The organism is Paraburkholderia sp. UCT31 (assembly GCF_014397655.1).
Lineage (GTDB): Bacteria > Pseudomonadota > Gammaproteobacteria > Burkholderiales > Burkholderiaceae > Paraburkholderia > Paraburkholderia tuberum.
Genome location: NZ_VZQP01000014.1, coordinates 100,563 through 115,360, shown reverse-complemented (window position 1 = coordinate 115,360; position 14,798 = coordinate 100,563). Strand labels below are relative to the sequence as shown.

At 65.4% G+C, this 14,798-nt stretch carries 12 protein-coding genes; 10 read left to right on the top strand and 2 right to left on the bottom strand.

Going from position 1 to position 14,798, the window contains the following annotated elements; all coding sequences use genetic code 11:
* Nucleotides 1-15 precede the first annotated feature (15 nt).
* Nucleotides 16-990 carry an NADPH:quinone oxidoreductase family protein gene (locus tag F6X40_RS14470; protein ID WP_187628304.1) on the bottom strand — a complete coding sequence of 325 codons (975 nt, stop codon included), beginning with the start codon at nt 988-990 and terminating at the stop codon, nt 16-18.
* A gap of 344 nt (nt 991-1,334) precedes the next feature.
* Between F6X40_RS14470 and surE the strand changes: the two genes are divergently transcribed.
* The 6 genes from surE (at nt 1,335) to rlmD (ending at nt 7,706) form a co-directional block, all read left to right on the top strand.
* On the top strand, nt 1,335-2,093 hold the full coding sequence (gene surE, locus F6X40_RS14465; protein WP_187628303.1) for a 5'/3'-nucleotidase SurE: 759 nt from the start codon (nt 1,335-1,337) through the stop codon (nt 2,091-2,093).
* The gene (locus F6X40_RS14460) at nt 2,090-3,277 is read left to right on the top strand and encodes a protein-L-isoaspartate(D-aspartate) O-methyltransferase (protein ID WP_184063692.1); all 1,188 of its coding nucleotides are present in this window, start codon (nt 2,090-2,092) and stop codon (nt 3,275-3,277) included. The genes surE and F6X40_RS14460 overlap by 4 nt, the downstream gene beginning before the upstream one ends.
* Nucleotides 3,278-3,282: 5 nt before the next feature.
* Entirely contained in the window at nt 3,283-4,233 is a 951-nt protein-coding gene (locus F6X40_RS14455) for a peptidoglycan DD-metalloendopeptidase family protein (protein WP_184028933.1), read from the top strand.
* 11 nt (nt 4,234-4,244) lie between these two features.
* Entirely contained in the window at nt 4,245-5,333 is a 1,089-nt protein-coding gene (rpoS, locus tag F6X40_RS14450) for an RNA polymerase sigma factor RpoS (protein WP_018418126.1), read from the top strand.
* 4 nt (nt 5,334-5,337) lie between these two features.
* Nucleotides 5,338-6,114, top strand: coding sequence for a 3'-5' exonuclease (locus F6X40_RS14445; RefSeq protein ID WP_184028919.1), 777 nt, complete (start codon nt 5,338-5,340; stop codon nt 6,112-6,114).
* A gap of 161 nt (nt 6,115-6,275) precedes the next feature.
* A complete protein-coding gene (rlmD, locus tag F6X40_RS14440; protein ID WP_187628302.1) occupies nt 6,276-7,706 on the top strand; it encodes a 23S rRNA (uracil(1939)-C(5))-methyltransferase RlmD in 1,431 nt (476 codons plus the stop codon).
* 93 nt (nt 7,707-7,799) lie between these two features.
* On the opposite strand, the gene F6X40_RS14435 is transcribed toward rlmD, so the two are convergent.
* Complete coding sequence (locus tag F6X40_RS14435) at nt 7,800-8,660, bottom strand: outer membrane protein assembly factor BamD (protein ID WP_187628301.1); 861 nt, start codon at nt 8,658-8,660, stop codon at nt 7,800-7,802.
* Between the two features lie 38 nt (nt 8,661-8,698).
* Here F6X40_RS14435 and F6X40_RS14430 point away from each other — a divergent pair, with 38 nt between their 5' ends.
* The 4 genes from F6X40_RS14430 to F6X40_RS14415 all read left to right on the top strand — a co-directional run bounded on the left by F6X40_RS14430 (nt 8,699) and on the right by F6X40_RS14415 (nt 14,608).
* Nucleotides 8,699-9,949, top strand: coding sequence for an RluA family pseudouridine synthase (locus tag F6X40_RS14430; RefSeq protein ID WP_184063686.1), 1,251 nt, complete (start codon nt 8,699-8,701; stop codon nt 9,947-9,949).
* The gene (pgeF, locus tag F6X40_RS14425) at nt 9,946-10,809 is read left to right on the top strand and encodes a peptidoglycan editing factor PgeF (RefSeq protein WP_187628300.1); all 864 of its coding nucleotides are present in this window, start codon (nt 9,946-9,948) and stop codon (nt 10,807-10,809) included. The genes F6X40_RS14430 and pgeF overlap by 4 nt, the downstream gene beginning before the upstream one ends.
* Before the next feature lie 606 nt (nt 10,810-11,415).
* Nucleotides 11,416-13,230 carry a class I poly(R)-hydroxyalkanoic acid synthase gene (gene phaC, locus F6X40_RS14420; protein WP_187628325.1) on the top strand — a complete coding sequence of 605 codons (1,815 nt, stop codon included), beginning with the start codon at nt 11,416-11,418 and terminating at the stop codon, nt 13,228-13,230.
* Nucleotides 13,231-13,426: 196 nt separating this feature from the next.
* Nucleotides 13,427-14,608, top strand: a complete 1,182-nt coding sequence (locus tag F6X40_RS14415) for an acetyl-CoA C-acetyltransferase (protein ID WP_184063680.1) — start codon at nt 13,427-13,429, stop codon at nt 14,606-14,608.
* The last annotated feature ends 190 nt before the right edge of the window (nt 14,609-14,798 follow it).

Below are 14,798 nucleotides of genomic sequence, written 5' to 3'. Positions count from 1 at the left end.
GCTTTATTGGTTGTGCTACGGCGTGATGACCACCTTGCCGATCACGCGGCGCTCGGCCATGTCGCGCAGCGCGCGGCCGGTGTCGTCGAGCGAGTAGCGGGCCGACACGTAGGGCTTGAGCTTGCCTTCACGAATCCAGCCGGTCATCTGCTCGAATGCCGCGCGATTGCGCTGCGGCTCACGCTTTGCGAAGTCGCCCCAGAACACGCCGACCACGCTTGCGCCCTTGAGCAACATCAGGTTCAGCGGCAGCCTTGGAATCTCGCCATTCGCAAAGCCGACCACCAGATAACGCCCCCTCCAGCCGATGCTGCGAAACGCCGGCTCCGCATACACGCCGCCGACCGGGTCGTAGATCACGTCCGGACCTTTGCCATCGGTGAGCGCCTTGATGCGCTCGCGCAGATCCTCGGTGTTGTAGTTGATCGTCGCGTCCGCGCCGTGCTTCACGCAGGTCGCGAGCTTTTCGTCGCTCGATGCCGCCGCGATCACGCGCGCGCCGAGCGCCTTGCCGATTTCGACCGCCGCCAGCCCGACGCCGCCGGCCGCGCCGAGCACGAGCATCGTCTCGCCCGGCTGCAGCGCGCCGCGATCGACCACCGCGTGATGCGAGGTGCCATACGCGAGCGTGAACGCGGCCGCGAGTTCGAACGACACGTCATCGTCGAGCGGCACGCAGGCCGCGGCGGGCGCAAGCGCCTGCTCGGCAAAACCGCCGGAGCCGGTGAACGCGGCCACGCGCGAACCAGGCTTGAACTGCGTGACGCCTTCGCCCACCGCGCGCACGATGCCCGCGGCTTCCGAACCGGGCGTGAACGGCAGCGGCGGCTTGAACTGGTATTTGTTCTCGATGATCAGCACGTCGGGAAAATTGACGGCCGCGGCCTTCACGTCGATCACGACGTGGCCAGGCGGCGCTTCGAGATGCGCCAGGTTGTCGACGACCAGGCTCTCGGGCGGCCCGTACTGCTTGCAGCGAATCGCGCGCATCGTGTCTCCGTATCGTTCAGGGTTTGCACTGTTTTCGAGTGTAAAGTAAAGCGCACGACCGTGCGATTTATTGCGCTGCGGGTTACAACGTGCAGCGCGCTTTTGATGCGTCGCGCGCGCTTCTCGCGCAAGCCGTATTGCATTGCACAGCGCGAAGTACGCACAGGATGCCGATTCATCGACGAGCGCGCACGGCCGCGCGTTCAGTGCGAAGCAGCATCTTTGCGTTCGATACAAGCATCCGCGCACCTGGAAAATACTGGCTCGCACGACGCTTGTGCACGCCACGCGGACACGCCGCCCATGTCGTTCGCGTGCCATCTTTCCTCGGTTACAATCGGCGCATGCGAATCCTACTCAGCAACGACGACGGTTATCTGGCGCCGGGCCTCGCCGCGCTTTACGAAGCGCTGAAGCCGATCGCCAACGTCACCGTGATGGCTCCCGAACAGAACTGCAGCGCCGCGTCGAATTCCCTGACGCTGTGGCGGCCGCTGTCGGTTCTGCGTTCGGCGAACGGTTTCTACTACGTGAACGGCACGCCGACCGACTCGGTGCACATCGCACTGACCGGCATGCTCGACCATACACCGGACCTCGTCGTGTCGGGTATCAACAACGGCCAGAACATGGGCGACGACACGCTGTATTCCGGCACCGTCGCAGCCGCCACCGAAGGCATCATGTTCGGGGTGCCGGCCATCGCGTTCTCGCTCGTCGACAAGGACTGGGCGCATCTCGAAGACGCGGCCCGCGTTGCCGCCGAAATCGTCGCGCATTATCTCGCGCGGCCGTTGCCGGGACATCCGCTGCTGAACGTCAATATTCCTAACCTGCCGTATGACGAACTGCGCGGCTGGCAGATCACGCGACTCGGCAAACGTCATCCGTCGCAGCCGGTGATCCGCCAGACCAATCCGCGCGGCGAACCGATCTATTGGATCGGCGCCTCGGGCCATGCGCGCGACGCGAGCGAAGGCACGGACTTCCATGCGGTGGCCAACGGCGCCGTGTCGATCACGCCGCTGCAGCTCGATCTGACCTACACGCAAATGCTGCCTGCGGCGCGCGACTGGCTGCGCGCCGGGAGCGGCAGTTCATGACCGGCGAGCGCGCGAAGCGCTTTCCGTTAGGTCTCGAGGACCTGGTGCGCGAACCGCGCCGGCCCGAGGGACGTCCGGGTGAGATGCGCGCGGCGGCGCTCGCGGCGAGCGCGGCGTTGAACGCACGGCAGCAGTCGGCGAAACCGACGCAGGGCGGCGCGGCCGCACGGGCGCAAGCGAGGACCTCAGCTGCTGCGCAATCTACGCCGGCGACGCGACCCCAGGTGATTCCCCAGGCGAAGACGCAAAGCGCTTCGTTCGGTACGTCAACGGCGGCGACCGGTGCAATGCCGCCAAAGCCGCAGGCCGCGCCAGTCGCAAAGACAACGGCGAACTCGTTGGCTGGTGCATTGGCGGGGCAGCCTGTCAAGCAAGCACCAAAGTCGTCGGTCAAGCCAGGCAAAAACTCGACGCATGCGTCTGGCCACAGCGCACGCGCGACGCCATCGCCACTCCAGTCGCAACTGCAGCAAAGCGCGAAACCCGCGCCGAACGCCGCGTTGGCCGGTGCAATGAGCGGCGCGATGAACAACGCCTTGGCGCTGACCTCGGAACGGGTTCGCGAACGCATGGTCGAACGCGTGCGAGCCAATGGCGTCAGCGATCAGCGTGTGCTGAACGCGATGGCGGCGGTGCCGCGCCACATGTTCGTCGATCCGGGTCTTGCGGCCCAGGCGTACGAAGATGCCGCGCTGCCGATCGGTCATCACCAGACTATCTCGAAGCCGTCGGTGGTTGCGCGAATGATCGAACTCGCGGCGGCCGGGCGCGCGCTGAACACGGTGCTCGAAATCGGCACCGGTTGCGGCTATCAGGCGGCGGTGCTGAGCCAGGTCGCACGCGAGGTTTATTCGATCGAACGCATCAAGCCGCTGTCCGAGCGCGCGAAGACGAATCTGCGTCCGCTGCGCATTCCGAATATCCGGCTGCATTACGGCGACGGGCGGCTCGGTTTGCCGTCGGCGGCCCCGTTCGACGCGATCGTGATCGCGGCGGCCGGGCTCGACGTGCCGCAGGCGTTGCTCGAGCAGCTCGCGATCGGCGGACGTCTGGTTGCGCCGGTCGGCTCGCAGGAAGGACAGAGCCAGGTGCTGACGCTGATCGAGCGCCTCGGCCCCGCGCAATGGCGCGAGTCGCGGCTTGATCGCGTTTTCTTTGTACCCTTAAAATCCGGAGTGATTTGACACCGATGAGTATGTTGCGCGCGATGCAGAGAACCACCCCGAATACCCCCCTGACCGTAACCCAGCGCAGCGTGTGCGTGCTCGCCTTGTCCCTGTTGATGACGGCCTGTGCATCCCGGCTCGACCAGGCGCCCGTCGTCGACCGCTCCGGCGGCGGCACGCTCGCCACCGCGCAGGGCGCGGCGCAACCCGCGGTGCCGCTCGGCCCGCCGCCGCCCGGCTACTATCGCGTGAAGCCGGGCGATACGCTGTACCGCATTGCGCTCGAAAACGGCCAGAATTACCGCGACATCTCGACGTGGAACAACCTGACCAACCCGAATCAGATCGAAGTCGACCAGCTGCTGCGCGTCGTGCCGCCGGGCGCGAATACCGCGGCCATGACGCCGGGCGTGTCGACCGCGCCGATCGGCAGCACGGGCGCGGTGCAAAGCGCACCGCTGAACAACAACGCGCCGGCCGTGGTCGGCGCCGCGATGCCGCCGCTCTACGGCGGCGCGACGAACGGTACGCCCGCGAATGGTGCGGTAGCTGCGCCTCCGGCCAATCCCTCTGCGGCGAGCGCCGACATCGGCAGCGCCGCGGCAGGCAACGTAGCATTTGCATGGCCGGTGCGCGGTCCGCTGCTCAACACGTTCAACGACTCGACCAACAAGGGCGTCAATATCGGCGGCTCCGCGGGCGAGCCGGTTAAAGCGTCAGCCGATGGTCGCGTCGTCTATGCCGGAAATGGGCTGCGTGGTTACGGCAATCTCATTATCATCAAGCATGATGCAACTTATCTCACTGCGTATGCACACAACCGCGCTTTGATGGTAAAAGAGGGGGACGCGGTTACGAAGGGGCAGAAGATCGCAGAGATGGGCAATAGCGATTCCGACCGTGTGATGTTGCATTTCGAAGTTCGCCGACAGGGTAAACCAGTCGACCCACTGAAGTATTTGCCGCCGCAATAAGCGATACGACCATGCCGAAATCGAAGCGCCGCCCGCCCCAAGCCGAGTCTGAGACGATCAGCGAAGTCACGTCTGCCGCAGTGGACGAAAGCGGCGCTTCGGAAGTGGAAGAAGAGGTCGCGGAGGAGCGCGATCTCGACGAACGCCAGAGCGGCCTCGACGACAGCGAGAGCGCTGACGCGCGCGAAACCACCGGCGAGGCGCCGCCCGACGCCGACGATTTCCGCGCACTGCTGCAGGCCGAGCTCACGGCCGACACGATCCAGCATTATCTGAATCGCATCAGCGTGAAGCCGTTGCTCACCGTCGAGGAAGAGCAGAAATATTCGCGCCTTGCCAAGGCCGGCGAGTTCGAAGCGCGGCAGGTGATGATCGAGCGCAATCTGCGGCTGGTCGTCAGCATTGCCAAGGGTTATCTGAATCGCGGCGTGCCGCTGCTCGATCTGATCGAGGAGGGCAACCTCGGCCTCATGCACGCAATCGAAAAATTCGATCCGACGCGCGGCTTCCGTTTCTCGACCTACGCGACGTGGTGGATCCGCCAGAGCATCGAGCGCGCGATCATGAACCAGGCGCGTACGGTGCGATTGCCCGTCCATGTGATTCGTGAGCTCAACCAGGTGTTGCGCGCGAAGCGCCATCTGGAAAAGAACTCGATGAATTCGGGGGAGGCGGCCGAGCGCCGCGACGCGAGCATCGACGACATCGCTTATCTGACCGGCAAGACCACCGACGAAGTCACCGACATCCTCGCGCTGAACGAGCACACCGCCTCGCTCGATGCGCCGCTCGATCTCGATCCGGCGAGCAGCCTGCTCGATCTGCTGTCGGACGACCAGAGCCAGTCGCCAGACGCCGAAGTGCAGCATCGCGAGCTCGAAACACTGACACGCGCATGGCTCGCGCGTTTGTCGGACAAGCACCGCCATGTGATCGAGCGGCGCTTCGGTCTGAATCACATCGAGCCCGCCACGCTCGAGGAGCTGGCCGACGAAATGGGCCTCACGCGCGAGCGTGTGCGCCAGATCCAACAGGAAGCGCTGGTGCGACTGAAGCGCTTCTTTGCCTCAAACGGTGTCCGCAAAGACGCCGTTCTCTGACCTGATGACACCGATTCTTGTTTTCGACATCGAGACGATTCCCGATGTCGCCGGCATCCGCCGGCTTGAAGATTTGCCCGCGTCGATGAGCGACGCCGACGTCGCCGAGCACGCGTTCGCCGCACGCCGCGAAAAAACTGGCAGCGATTTTCTGCCGCATCACCTCCAGCGGGTCGCGGCGATTTCCTGCGTGTTCCGTGACAACAACGGTTTTCGCGTGCGCTCGCTCGGTACGCCCGAGGACGGCGAGGCGACGCTCGTGCAGTCGTTCTATCGCGTGATCGAAAAGTACACGCCGCAACTCGTGTCGTGGAACGGCGGCGGTTTCGATCTGCCGGTGCTCAACTACCGCGCGCTCGTCAACGGCATCCCCGCCTACCGGTTCTGGGATCTCGGCGAGGACGACCGCGACTTCAAGTGGAACAACTACATCAGCCGCTACCACGCGCGACACACCGATCTGATGGACGTGCTCGCGATGTACCAGGCGCGCGCGAACGCGCCGCTCGACGCGCTCGCGAAGATGTGCGGCTTTCCGGGCAAGATGGGCATGGACGGCAGTCAGGTGTGGCAGGCGTTCCAGCAAGGGCGTATCGAGGAAATCCGCAATTACTGCGAGACCGACGTCGTCAATACGTACCTGCTGTATTGCCGCTTCCAACTGATGCGCGGCGGCTTTTCGCCGTCGGAGTATGCTGACGAGATCAACCTCGTGAAGAACGCGCTCGCGCTGGAAAGCGCGCCGCAGTGGGCCGAGTATCTGGCGGCGTTCGTGCAGTAAGCGCGCGCGAGCAGAGCCTCCGCCGGGGAGCCGCAATCCGGGCCGCGATCCGCACTCGCTCCGCGTGTGGTCCGCGTGTGGTGCGCACCGCATCGCAGGCAAGCCCGGCGCTTCGTCTACAATCTCGCCTTTCCCCCCTTAGTTTGTCAGGAAGTCCGCAGGTGTCCCGAACTGCCCCCCCACGTCGCTCGCCGCGGCGCTCATCGAAGCATGCCAGGGCGCACGCCCCGGCGCCGGCGCCCGTCATTACCGGCAACGAACCGCTCATCGAAATCGTTTCGCTCGATATGGAAGCGCGCGGCGTGGGCCGCACCACGAGCGAAGACGGCACGCCGGGCAAGGTCGTGTTCGTCGAAGGCGCGCTGCCGGGTGAACTCGTCAGTTATTCGACGCATCGCAGCAAGCCGAAATTCGAGCAGGCCGAAGTCGTTCAGGTGTTCCGCGAAAGCGTGATCCGCACGACGCCGAAATGCACGTACTTCAACATCTGCGGCGGCTGCTCGATGCAGCATCTCGACATGCGCGCGCAGGTGGCGGTCAAGCAGCGCGTGCTCGAGGACAGCCTGCAGCATCTGGCGAAGCTGCGCCCCGAAACGGTGTTCCGGCCGATTCACGGGCCGTCCTGGGGTTATCGCTATCGCGCGCGGCTCGCGGTGCGCTACCTGCCGGAGCGCGGCGGCATGCGCATCGGCTTTCACGAGAAGAAGAGCAGCTATATCGCCGACATGAAGACCTGCGAGGTGCTGCCGCCGCATGTGTCGGCGATGCTGATGCCGCTGCGTTTCATGGTCCGCAAGCTGTCTATCTACGACCGCATGCCGCAGCTCGAGCTCGCGGTCGGCTCGTCGGTCACGGCGCTCGTCGTGCGCAACCTCGAACCGCTGACGGCCGGGGACGAGCAGGTGCTGCGCGAGTTCGCGGACGAGCACAAGGTGCAGTTCTGGATCCAGCCGGGCGGTCCCGACACGGTCACGCCGCTTTATCCTCTCGACGTGCAGCTCGACTACACGCTGCCCGAATACGGCATCCGTATGCCATTCAAGCCAACTGATTTCACCCAGGTCAATCACGCGATCAACCGCGTGCTGGTGAGCCGCGCGCTGCGCCTGCTGGCGCCGGCACGCACCGACCGCGTGCTCGACCTGTTCTGCGGGATCGGCAACTTCACGCTGCCGCTCGCGCGAATCTCGCGGGAAGTGGTCGGCATCGAGGGTAGCGAAGTGCTGACCCAGCGCGCGCTCGCGAATGCGGAGCTGAATGGCGTCGCCGGGCATACGTCGTTCGCGTGCCGCAACCTGTTCGAAGTCACCGCCAACGACTTGCGCGCGCTCGGCCACTTCGACAAGTTCCTCGTCGATCCGCCGCGCGAAGGCGCGCTCGCGATCGCGAAGGCGCTCGCGGAGATCGCGCAGAGCGGCAACGGGCCGCTGCCGACGCGCATCGTCTATGTGTCGTGCGCGCCGGCCACGCTCGCGCGCGATGCCGGGCTGCTCGTGCATGAGGCCGGCTATCGGCTGGTGGGCGCGGGCGTCGTCAATATGTTCCCGCATACGTCGCACGTGGAATCGATTGCGCTGTTCGAGCGCGATTGAGTCTCGCGGCGCGCATAAACGAAAACGCCACGACCGAGGTCGTGGCGTTTTCGTTTTCAGACGAAGGTCAGTGTGCCGTCGGCGCGTGAGGGCTCAGAACTGCCACCACGACTTCGCCGTGCCGGGCCGTGCGTGGCCGGTCACGTACGGGCTGTCGGGGAAGGTGCCGGCCAGCACGCGACGAGTGTCGTCGGCGAGTTGCTGGTTGTTCAGCTTCTCGTACGACAGGATCATGATGTGCAGCGCGTCTTCGATGGCCGGCGCGTTCTTGTACTCGCGCAATGCGAGCTGCGCACGGTTGATGGCGGCGACATAGGCGCCGCGGCGATAGTAGTAGTCCGCGGCGTGGACTTCGTGCGATGCAAGCGCATTCACGATGTAGCGCATGCGCTGGGCGGCGTCCGGCGCGTACTTGCTGTTCGGGAAGCGGTCCACCACGACCTTGAACGCGTCATACGACTCGCGCAGCGACTTCGGATCGCGCTCGCTCATATCCTGGCCCGAGAAGCGGCCGAACAGACCGAGGTCGTCGTTGAAGTGGATCATGCCCTTCAGGTAATACGCGTAGCCGATGTCCGGATGATCCGGGTGCAGCTGGATGAAGCGGTCGATGGCCTGGTCGGCGGCGGCGTTTTCGTTGTCTTTCCAGTTGCAGTACGCGACGTTGATCTGCGCCTGCTGGGCGAAGTGGCCGAACGGGTCGCGACCCTCGAGCAGTTCGAAATACTTCGCGCACTTGCCCCAGTCACCACCGGTCAGGGCGTCGTTCGCCTCCGTATATAATTTGTTGTTGTTCCACGCTGCCGTTTCGTCGGTCTTCTCCGGCAGGCCGTGGCAAGCCGCAACAGCGACGACGGCCGCGGCGCACGCAATGTATCCGGCCACTTTCCGGGCCGCCTTCTTGACGGCCGCCAAATTGATCGCCGCTTCAGTGATGGTGTTCAAGGCTCGCATTTTCCAGTCTAGCTTTACGTCCAGGTGACCCAGATTCAATGACCCGCTCAAATACTCCAGGCGCCGCAGGCGCCGGGAATAGCAACGAAGATTATAGCGTAAGCGCCGACCCGGCCGACGCGTTGGGCGTCGATTCCCTCGACGACGATTTCTCCAGCGACGCGCTCGCCGCAAGCATCCCGCAAGGCTCTGCGGCCGCGGCGGCACCCGTGCCCGTGCGCGCGGCCGACGAAGCGCCGCGCAGTGTCGTGGTACCCGACGAACTGGCCGGCGAGCGCCTCGACAAGGTGCTCGCCAAAGTATTCCCGGAGTTCTCGCGCAGCCGTCTGCAAAGCTGGATCGAGGCACAGCGGGTGCGCGTCGACGGCAAGGCGGCGAAGATCCGCCAGCCGGTGCCGCTTGGCGCGACGATCGAGCTCGTGCCCGATCTGCTGCCCGAGCAGCTCGCCTTCACGCCCGAGCCCGTGCCGCTCGACATCGTCTACGAGGACGACACGCTCGTCGTCATCAACAAGCCGGCCGGCATGGTCGTGCATCCGGCGGCTGGCAACTGGAGCGGCACCGTGCTGAACGGGCTGCTCTACCGCTATGGCGAGTCCGCGGCGGGTCTGCCGCGCGCGGGCATCGTGCATCGGCTCGACAAGGAGACCTCGGGGCTGATGGTGGTCGCGCGCACGCTCGAGGCGCAGACCGACCTCGTGCGCCAGTTGCAGGCGCGCACGGTCAAGCGCCGCTACCTCGCGCTCGTGTGGGGCAACCTGCCCGAAGAAGGCACGATCGACGCGCCGATCGGCCGCGATCCGCGCGAGCGCACGCGCATGGCCGTGGTGACGGGCGCGGCCGGCAAGCCGGCGCGCACGCATTTCCGGCGCGTGGCCTCGGCGATCTGGCAGCGTCAGCCGGTCACGGCGATTCACTGCGATCTGGAGACGGGGCGCACGCATCAGATTCGCGTGCATTGCGCGCACATCGGTCATCCGTTGCTCGGCGATCCCGTGTACGGACGCGCGCGCGGCAAGCGCTCGGTCACGCCGCTGCCAGACGGCTTCGCGCGCCAGGCGCTGCACGCGTGGCGGCTCGGCCTGATTCATCCGAAGACCGGCCGCTCGATGCAATGGCGCGCCGAGGTGCCGGCCGACATCGAGGCGTTGTCGGCCGCGCTCGGTCTGGGTCGCGACGACGCGGGCGAGTTCGACGATGCGTATGGCGAGGATGAGGACTACGATGCATCGGTCGACGACGGCGCGTACGATGAAGACAGCGACCACGACGAGGACGATCACGCATGAGCACCTATCTCCCGGAGCTGGGTTTTGCCGATGTCGTGCAACCCGCATGGAACGTGTCGCCGCGCGTGCGCGCGCTCGTGACCACCCGCGACGGCGGCCTCAGCGACGCGCCGTTCGGCCGCTGGCGCGACGGCGCCGACCAGCCCGGCGGGCTGAATCTGGGCATGAAGACCGGCGACGATCCCGCCGCGGTCGCGAGCAATCGCGCACGGCTCGTCGCGCTTGCCGGTGTTCGCGAGGCCGCGTGGCTCGAACAGATCCATGGCGCCGGCATCGTCCGCGCCGAGGATGCGATCGCGCACGCGCGCGAGCATGGTGCGCCGGCGCGCGCCGACGCGAGCGTCACCGATGGCGCGGGCATCGCGTGCGTCGTCATGGTCGCCGATTGCATGCCGGTGCTGTTGTGCGACGAAGCGGGGCGCGCGGTCGGCGCCGCGCATGCCGGGTGGCGCGGACTCGCGGCGGGCATCGTCGAGCAGACCGCCGCGCGGGTCGCGGCGCTGGCGGGTGTGCGGGCGAGCGAGCTGCATGCGTACCTCGGGCCGTCGATCGGGCCCAGCGCATTCGAAGTCGGCGCAGACGTGCGTGACGCCTTCATGACCGGTGCCGACGATGCACAACGCGACGCGACCGCGCAGGCGTTCGTCGCGCATCCCGCGAATGCCGGCAAATATCTCGCCGATCTGCCGGCGCTGGCGCGCCTGCGCCTGCAGCGGCTCGGCCTTAAGCGCATCAGCGGCGGCGATCTGTGCACGGTCACGTTGCGCGAGCGTTTTTATTCGTATCGCCGTGATCGCGAGACCGGTCGCATGGCCGCGTTGATCTGGATCGACGAACAGGCGCAATCAATTGCCGATTAATTCGGGGTGGCGCGCGGGCGCATCTTGTCATACTTTTAAAATCGAGCCGTGGTTTTATTTCGCGTGAATGCGCACCGGGTCGTTATTCGCGAATCCCACTGCCGACCCCTCGCTGACGGCCCGTTCCCCGGCCTTCACACGCATTTTTTGTTGCGCCGCCGGAAGGCCCGCCGATAGCGCGAATCGCCCGCCGGCTGTGTGGGCGACCGAACGAATAAATATGCTTAAGTGCCATGCGCCCTAGGAGTTTTTCGGATTTACCCGCGGCAGGCGTCATTTGATTCGTTAAAGCGCGATTTGCCATACAGGGAAAACGATAATTAAAAAACTATCGCACTGCGGCAAAATCGGGAGCAAGCATTGACATGCCTTGTGATGGGGAGCAAGAATGTTCCTTCTAAGCTCCTCGTCGTTCATGGGACAGGGCGTGACGAAGTCGCGAGCAATCGCCACGTGCGCACGGACCTGCCTCTCAACCCGTCCGCAAGGACTTACCGGTCAAAAGCAGGTATGGCAGCATCTCATTCCTCAGCTTCCCCCAGCACCGACTCCTCGACGGAGCAGACGCAGCAGGCCGGTACGAGCGGTGTATCGTCAGCCGCAGGCATGCAGCAATTTCTCGACGCCTGGATGAACGCCTGGCGTTCGTTCGGCGCGCAGCCCAATAGCACGGCATTTCAGATGCCCTCAATCCCGCAGATGCCGGACCTCGCACAGATAACGGCGGGCTTCCCGCAAATACCGGCGTTTCCGGGCATGCCCGACTTCAGCAAGCTGGCCGCCGGTGCGTTGCCGTCGTTGCCGGGGCTGAGCATTCCCACCGCCGCGATTCCGCCCGAGCGTTTGCAGAAGCTGCAGACCGACTATTCGCGCGAGGCGATGGAGCTGATCCAGCAGGCCACCACGTCGGCGATCAAGGCGCCCGAGCTCAAGGACCGGCGCTTTAGCGCGGACGCCTGGAGCGCGGCGCCCGCCTACGCGTTCACCGCCGCGTGGTATCTGCTGAACGCGCGCTATCTGCAGCAGATGGTCGACGCGCTCGACACCCAGCCGAAAACCCGCGAGCGCATTCGCTTCGCGGTCCAGCAGTGGACCGCGGCGGCCTCGCCGAGCAACTTCTTCGCGCTGAATCCCGAAGCGCAGAAAACGCTGCTCGACAGTAAAGGCGAGAGCTTGCGCCAGGGCGTGATGAACCTGCTCACCGACATGCAGCGCGGCAAGATTTCCCAAACCGACGAATCGCGTTTCGCGGTCGGCGAGAACCTCGCGAACACCGAAGGCTCGGTCGTGTTCGAGAACGATCTGCTGCAGCTGATCCAGTACAAGCCGCGCACGGCGACCGTGCGCGAGCGGCCGCTCCTGATCGTGCCGCCGTGCATCAACAAGTACTACATTCTCGACCTGCAGCCCGAAAACTCGCTCGTCGCGCACGGGCTTGATTCGGGCCATCAGGTGTTCCTGATTTCGTGGCGCAACGCGGATCAGTCCATCGCGCACAAGACGTGGGACGACTACATCGGCGAGGGTGTGCTCACCTCGATCGACACCGTGCGCAAGATCAGCGGCCGCGAGCAGATCAATACGCTCGGCTTTTGCGTCGGCGGGACGATGCTCGCCACCGCGCTCGCGGTGGCTGCGGCGCGCGGCGAACATCCGGCCGCGTCGATGACGCTGCTCACCGCGATGCTCGACTTCTCCGACACGGGCGTGCTCGACGTGTTCGTCGACGAGGCGCACGTGCAGATGCGCGAGCAGAGCATCGGCGGCAAGAACGGCGCGCCGCCGGGACTGATGCGCGGCGTCGAGTTCGCGAACACGTTCTCGTTCCTGCGCCCGAACGACCTCGTGTGGAACTACGTCGTCGACAGTTACCTGAAGGGCCGCACGCCGGTACCGTTCGACCTGCTGTACTGGAACAGCGACTCGACCAGTCTGCCTGGGCCGATGTACGTCTGGTATCTGCGCAACACGTATCTCGAGAACAAGCTGCGCGAGCCCGGTGCGCTGACCACCTGCGGCGAGCCGATCGATCTGTCGAAGATCGACGTGCCGACCTTCATCTACGGTTCGCGCGAAGATCATATCGTGCCGTGGCAAACCGCATATGCGTCGGCGCCGCTGCTCACCGGGCCGCTAAAGTTCGTGCTCGGCGCGTCGGGCCATATCGCCGGCGTGATCAATCCGCCCGCGAAGAAGAAGCGCAGCTTCTGGAAGCTCGATACCGACGCGAACACGCTGCCCGAACGCGCGGACGAATGGTTCGACGCGGCGACCGAAGTGCCCGGCAGCTGGTGGCCGGAATGGACCGACTGGCTCGATCAGTACGGCGGCAAGAAAGTGAAGCCGCGCGCCAATTTGGGCTCCGACGAATTCCCGGTCATCGAGCCGGCGCCGGGCCGCTACGTGCGGCAACGGGAGTAGGTTCACGCACAGGCTCGACGCGCGCGGACGGCATTGCTGTCGACGTCGGCATAGTGCGCAGTCGGCCGGTGCATAGGTGTTTGGCAGGTGAATGAGCGTCTGGTTGATGAAGGCGTGAGAGCAACGCAAGTTGCAACGCAATTTTTAACGTAACGGGCTGTGGCGCAGTTGGCCGGGATGCCCGGAGGATATGGAAATGACTGATGTTGTGATCGTATCGGCCGCTCGTACTGCAGTGGGCAAGTTTGGTGGGTCGCTGGCGAAGATTGCCGCACCTGAACTCGGCGCGGTCGCGGTGCGCGCCGTGCTCGAACGGGCAGGCGTGAAGCCGGAACAGGTGAGCGAAGTTATTCTGGGCCAGGTGCTGACGGCGGGCTCCGGTCAGAACCCCGCGCGTCAGGCGCTGATCAAGGCGGGTTTGCCGGCGGCCGTGCCGGGCATGACGATCAACAAGGTCTGCGGCTCAGGTCTGAAGGCCGTGATGCTCGCGGCCAACGCGATCATCGCCGGTGACGCGGACATCGTCGTGGCAGGCGGCCAGGAAAACATGAGCGCCGCGCCGCACGTGCTGCCGGGTTCGCGCGACGGTTTCCGCATGGGCGATGCGAAGCTGATCGACTCGATGATCGTCGACGGCCTGTGGGACGTCTACAACCAGTACCACATGGGCGTGACGGCCGAGAACGTCGCGCAGGAGCACGGCATCACGCGCGAACAGCAGGACGCGTTCGCGGCGCTGTCGCAGAACAAGGCGGAAGCCGCGCAGAAGTCGGGGCGCTTCAACGACGAAATCGTGCCGGTCGAGATTCCGCAACGCAAGGGCGAGCCGCTGCGCTTCACCACCGACGAATTCGTGCGTCATGGCGTGACGGCCGAATCACTCGCGAGCCTGAAGCCGGCGTTCTCGAAGGAAGGCACGGTCACGGCGGCCAACGCATCGGGTCTGAACGACGGCGCAGCCGCGGTGCTCGTGATGTCGCTGAAAAAAGCGGAAGCGCTCGGCCTCACACCGCTCGCGCGCATCAAGGCATACGCGAACGCGGGTGTCGATCCGAAGGTGATGGGCATGGGCCCGGTACCGTCTTCGCGCCGTTGCCTCGAGCGCGCGGGCTGGACGCCGGCCGACCTCGACCTGATGGAAATCAACGAAGCGTTTGCCGCGCAGGCGCTCGCCGTGCACAAGCAGATGGGCTGGGACACGTCGAAGATCAACGTGAACGGCGGCGCGATCGCGATCGGCCACCCGATCGGCGCGTCCGGTTGCCGGATTCTCGTCACGCTGCTGCACGAAATGCAGAAGCGCGATGCGAAGAAGGGTCTGGCGTCGCTGTGTATCGGCGGCGGCATGGGTGTCGCGCTCGCGGTCGAGCGCGTTTAAAGTACGCTGGGTACGCCGCGCGCACTCGCGACCGGTAGCGCGCGGTCTTCGCCGGCACAGGCATCTGGCTGCGCCGCACGTCAACTGGCGGTGCGGCGCGTTGCAACAGGTGACTCGTGTCGGCAGTGCGCGTTGCCAGACGGTCGCCCGGCGGCAACGCGAACCAGCATCAGGCGAGGCACGAGGCCGC

Bases quoted from the DNA above. Each gene is read 5' to 3' on its own strand.
- F6X40_RS14445 (WP_184028919.1), top strand. From the start codon at position 5,338: ATGACACCGATTCTTGTTTTCGACATCGAGACGATTCCCGATGTCGCC.
- F6X40_RS14435 (WP_187628301.1), bottom strand. From the start codon at position 8,660: ATGCGAGCCTTGAACACCATCACTGAAGCGGCGATCAATTTGGCGGCC.
- rpoS (WP_018418126.1), top strand. From the start codon at position 4,245: ATGCCGAAATCGAAGCGCCGCCCGCCCCAAGCCGAGTCTGAGACGATC.
- F6X40_RS14455 (WP_184028933.1), top strand. From the start codon at position 3,283: ATGAGTATGTTGCGCGCGATGCAGAGAACCACCCCGAATACCCCCCTG.
- phaC (WP_187628325.1), top strand. From the start codon at position 11,416: ATGCAGCAATTTCTCGACGCCTGGATGAACGCCTGGCGTTCGTTCGGC.
- F6X40_RS14415 (WP_184063680.1), top strand. From the start codon at position 13,427: ATGACTGATGTTGTGATCGTATCGGCCGCTCGTACTGCAGTGGGCAAG.
- F6X40_RS14430 (WP_184063686.1), top strand. From the start codon at position 8,699: ATGACCCGCTCAAATACTCCAGGCGCCGCAGGCGCCGGGAATAGCAAC.
- pgeF (WP_187628300.1), top strand. From the start codon at position 9,946: ATGAGCACCTATCTCCCGGAGCTGGGTTTTGCCGATGTCGTGCAACCC.
- F6X40_RS14460 (WP_184063692.1), top strand. From the start codon at position 2,090: ATGACCGGCGAGCGCGCGAAGCGCTTTCCGTTAGGTCTCGAGGACCTG.
- surE (WP_187628303.1), top strand. From the start codon at position 1,335: ATGCGAATCCTACTCAGCAACGACGACGGTTATCTGGCGCCGGGCCTC.
- F6X40_RS14470 (WP_187628304.1), bottom strand. From the start codon at position 990: ATGCGCGCGATTCGCTGCAAGCAGTACGGGCCGCCCGAGAGCCTGGTC.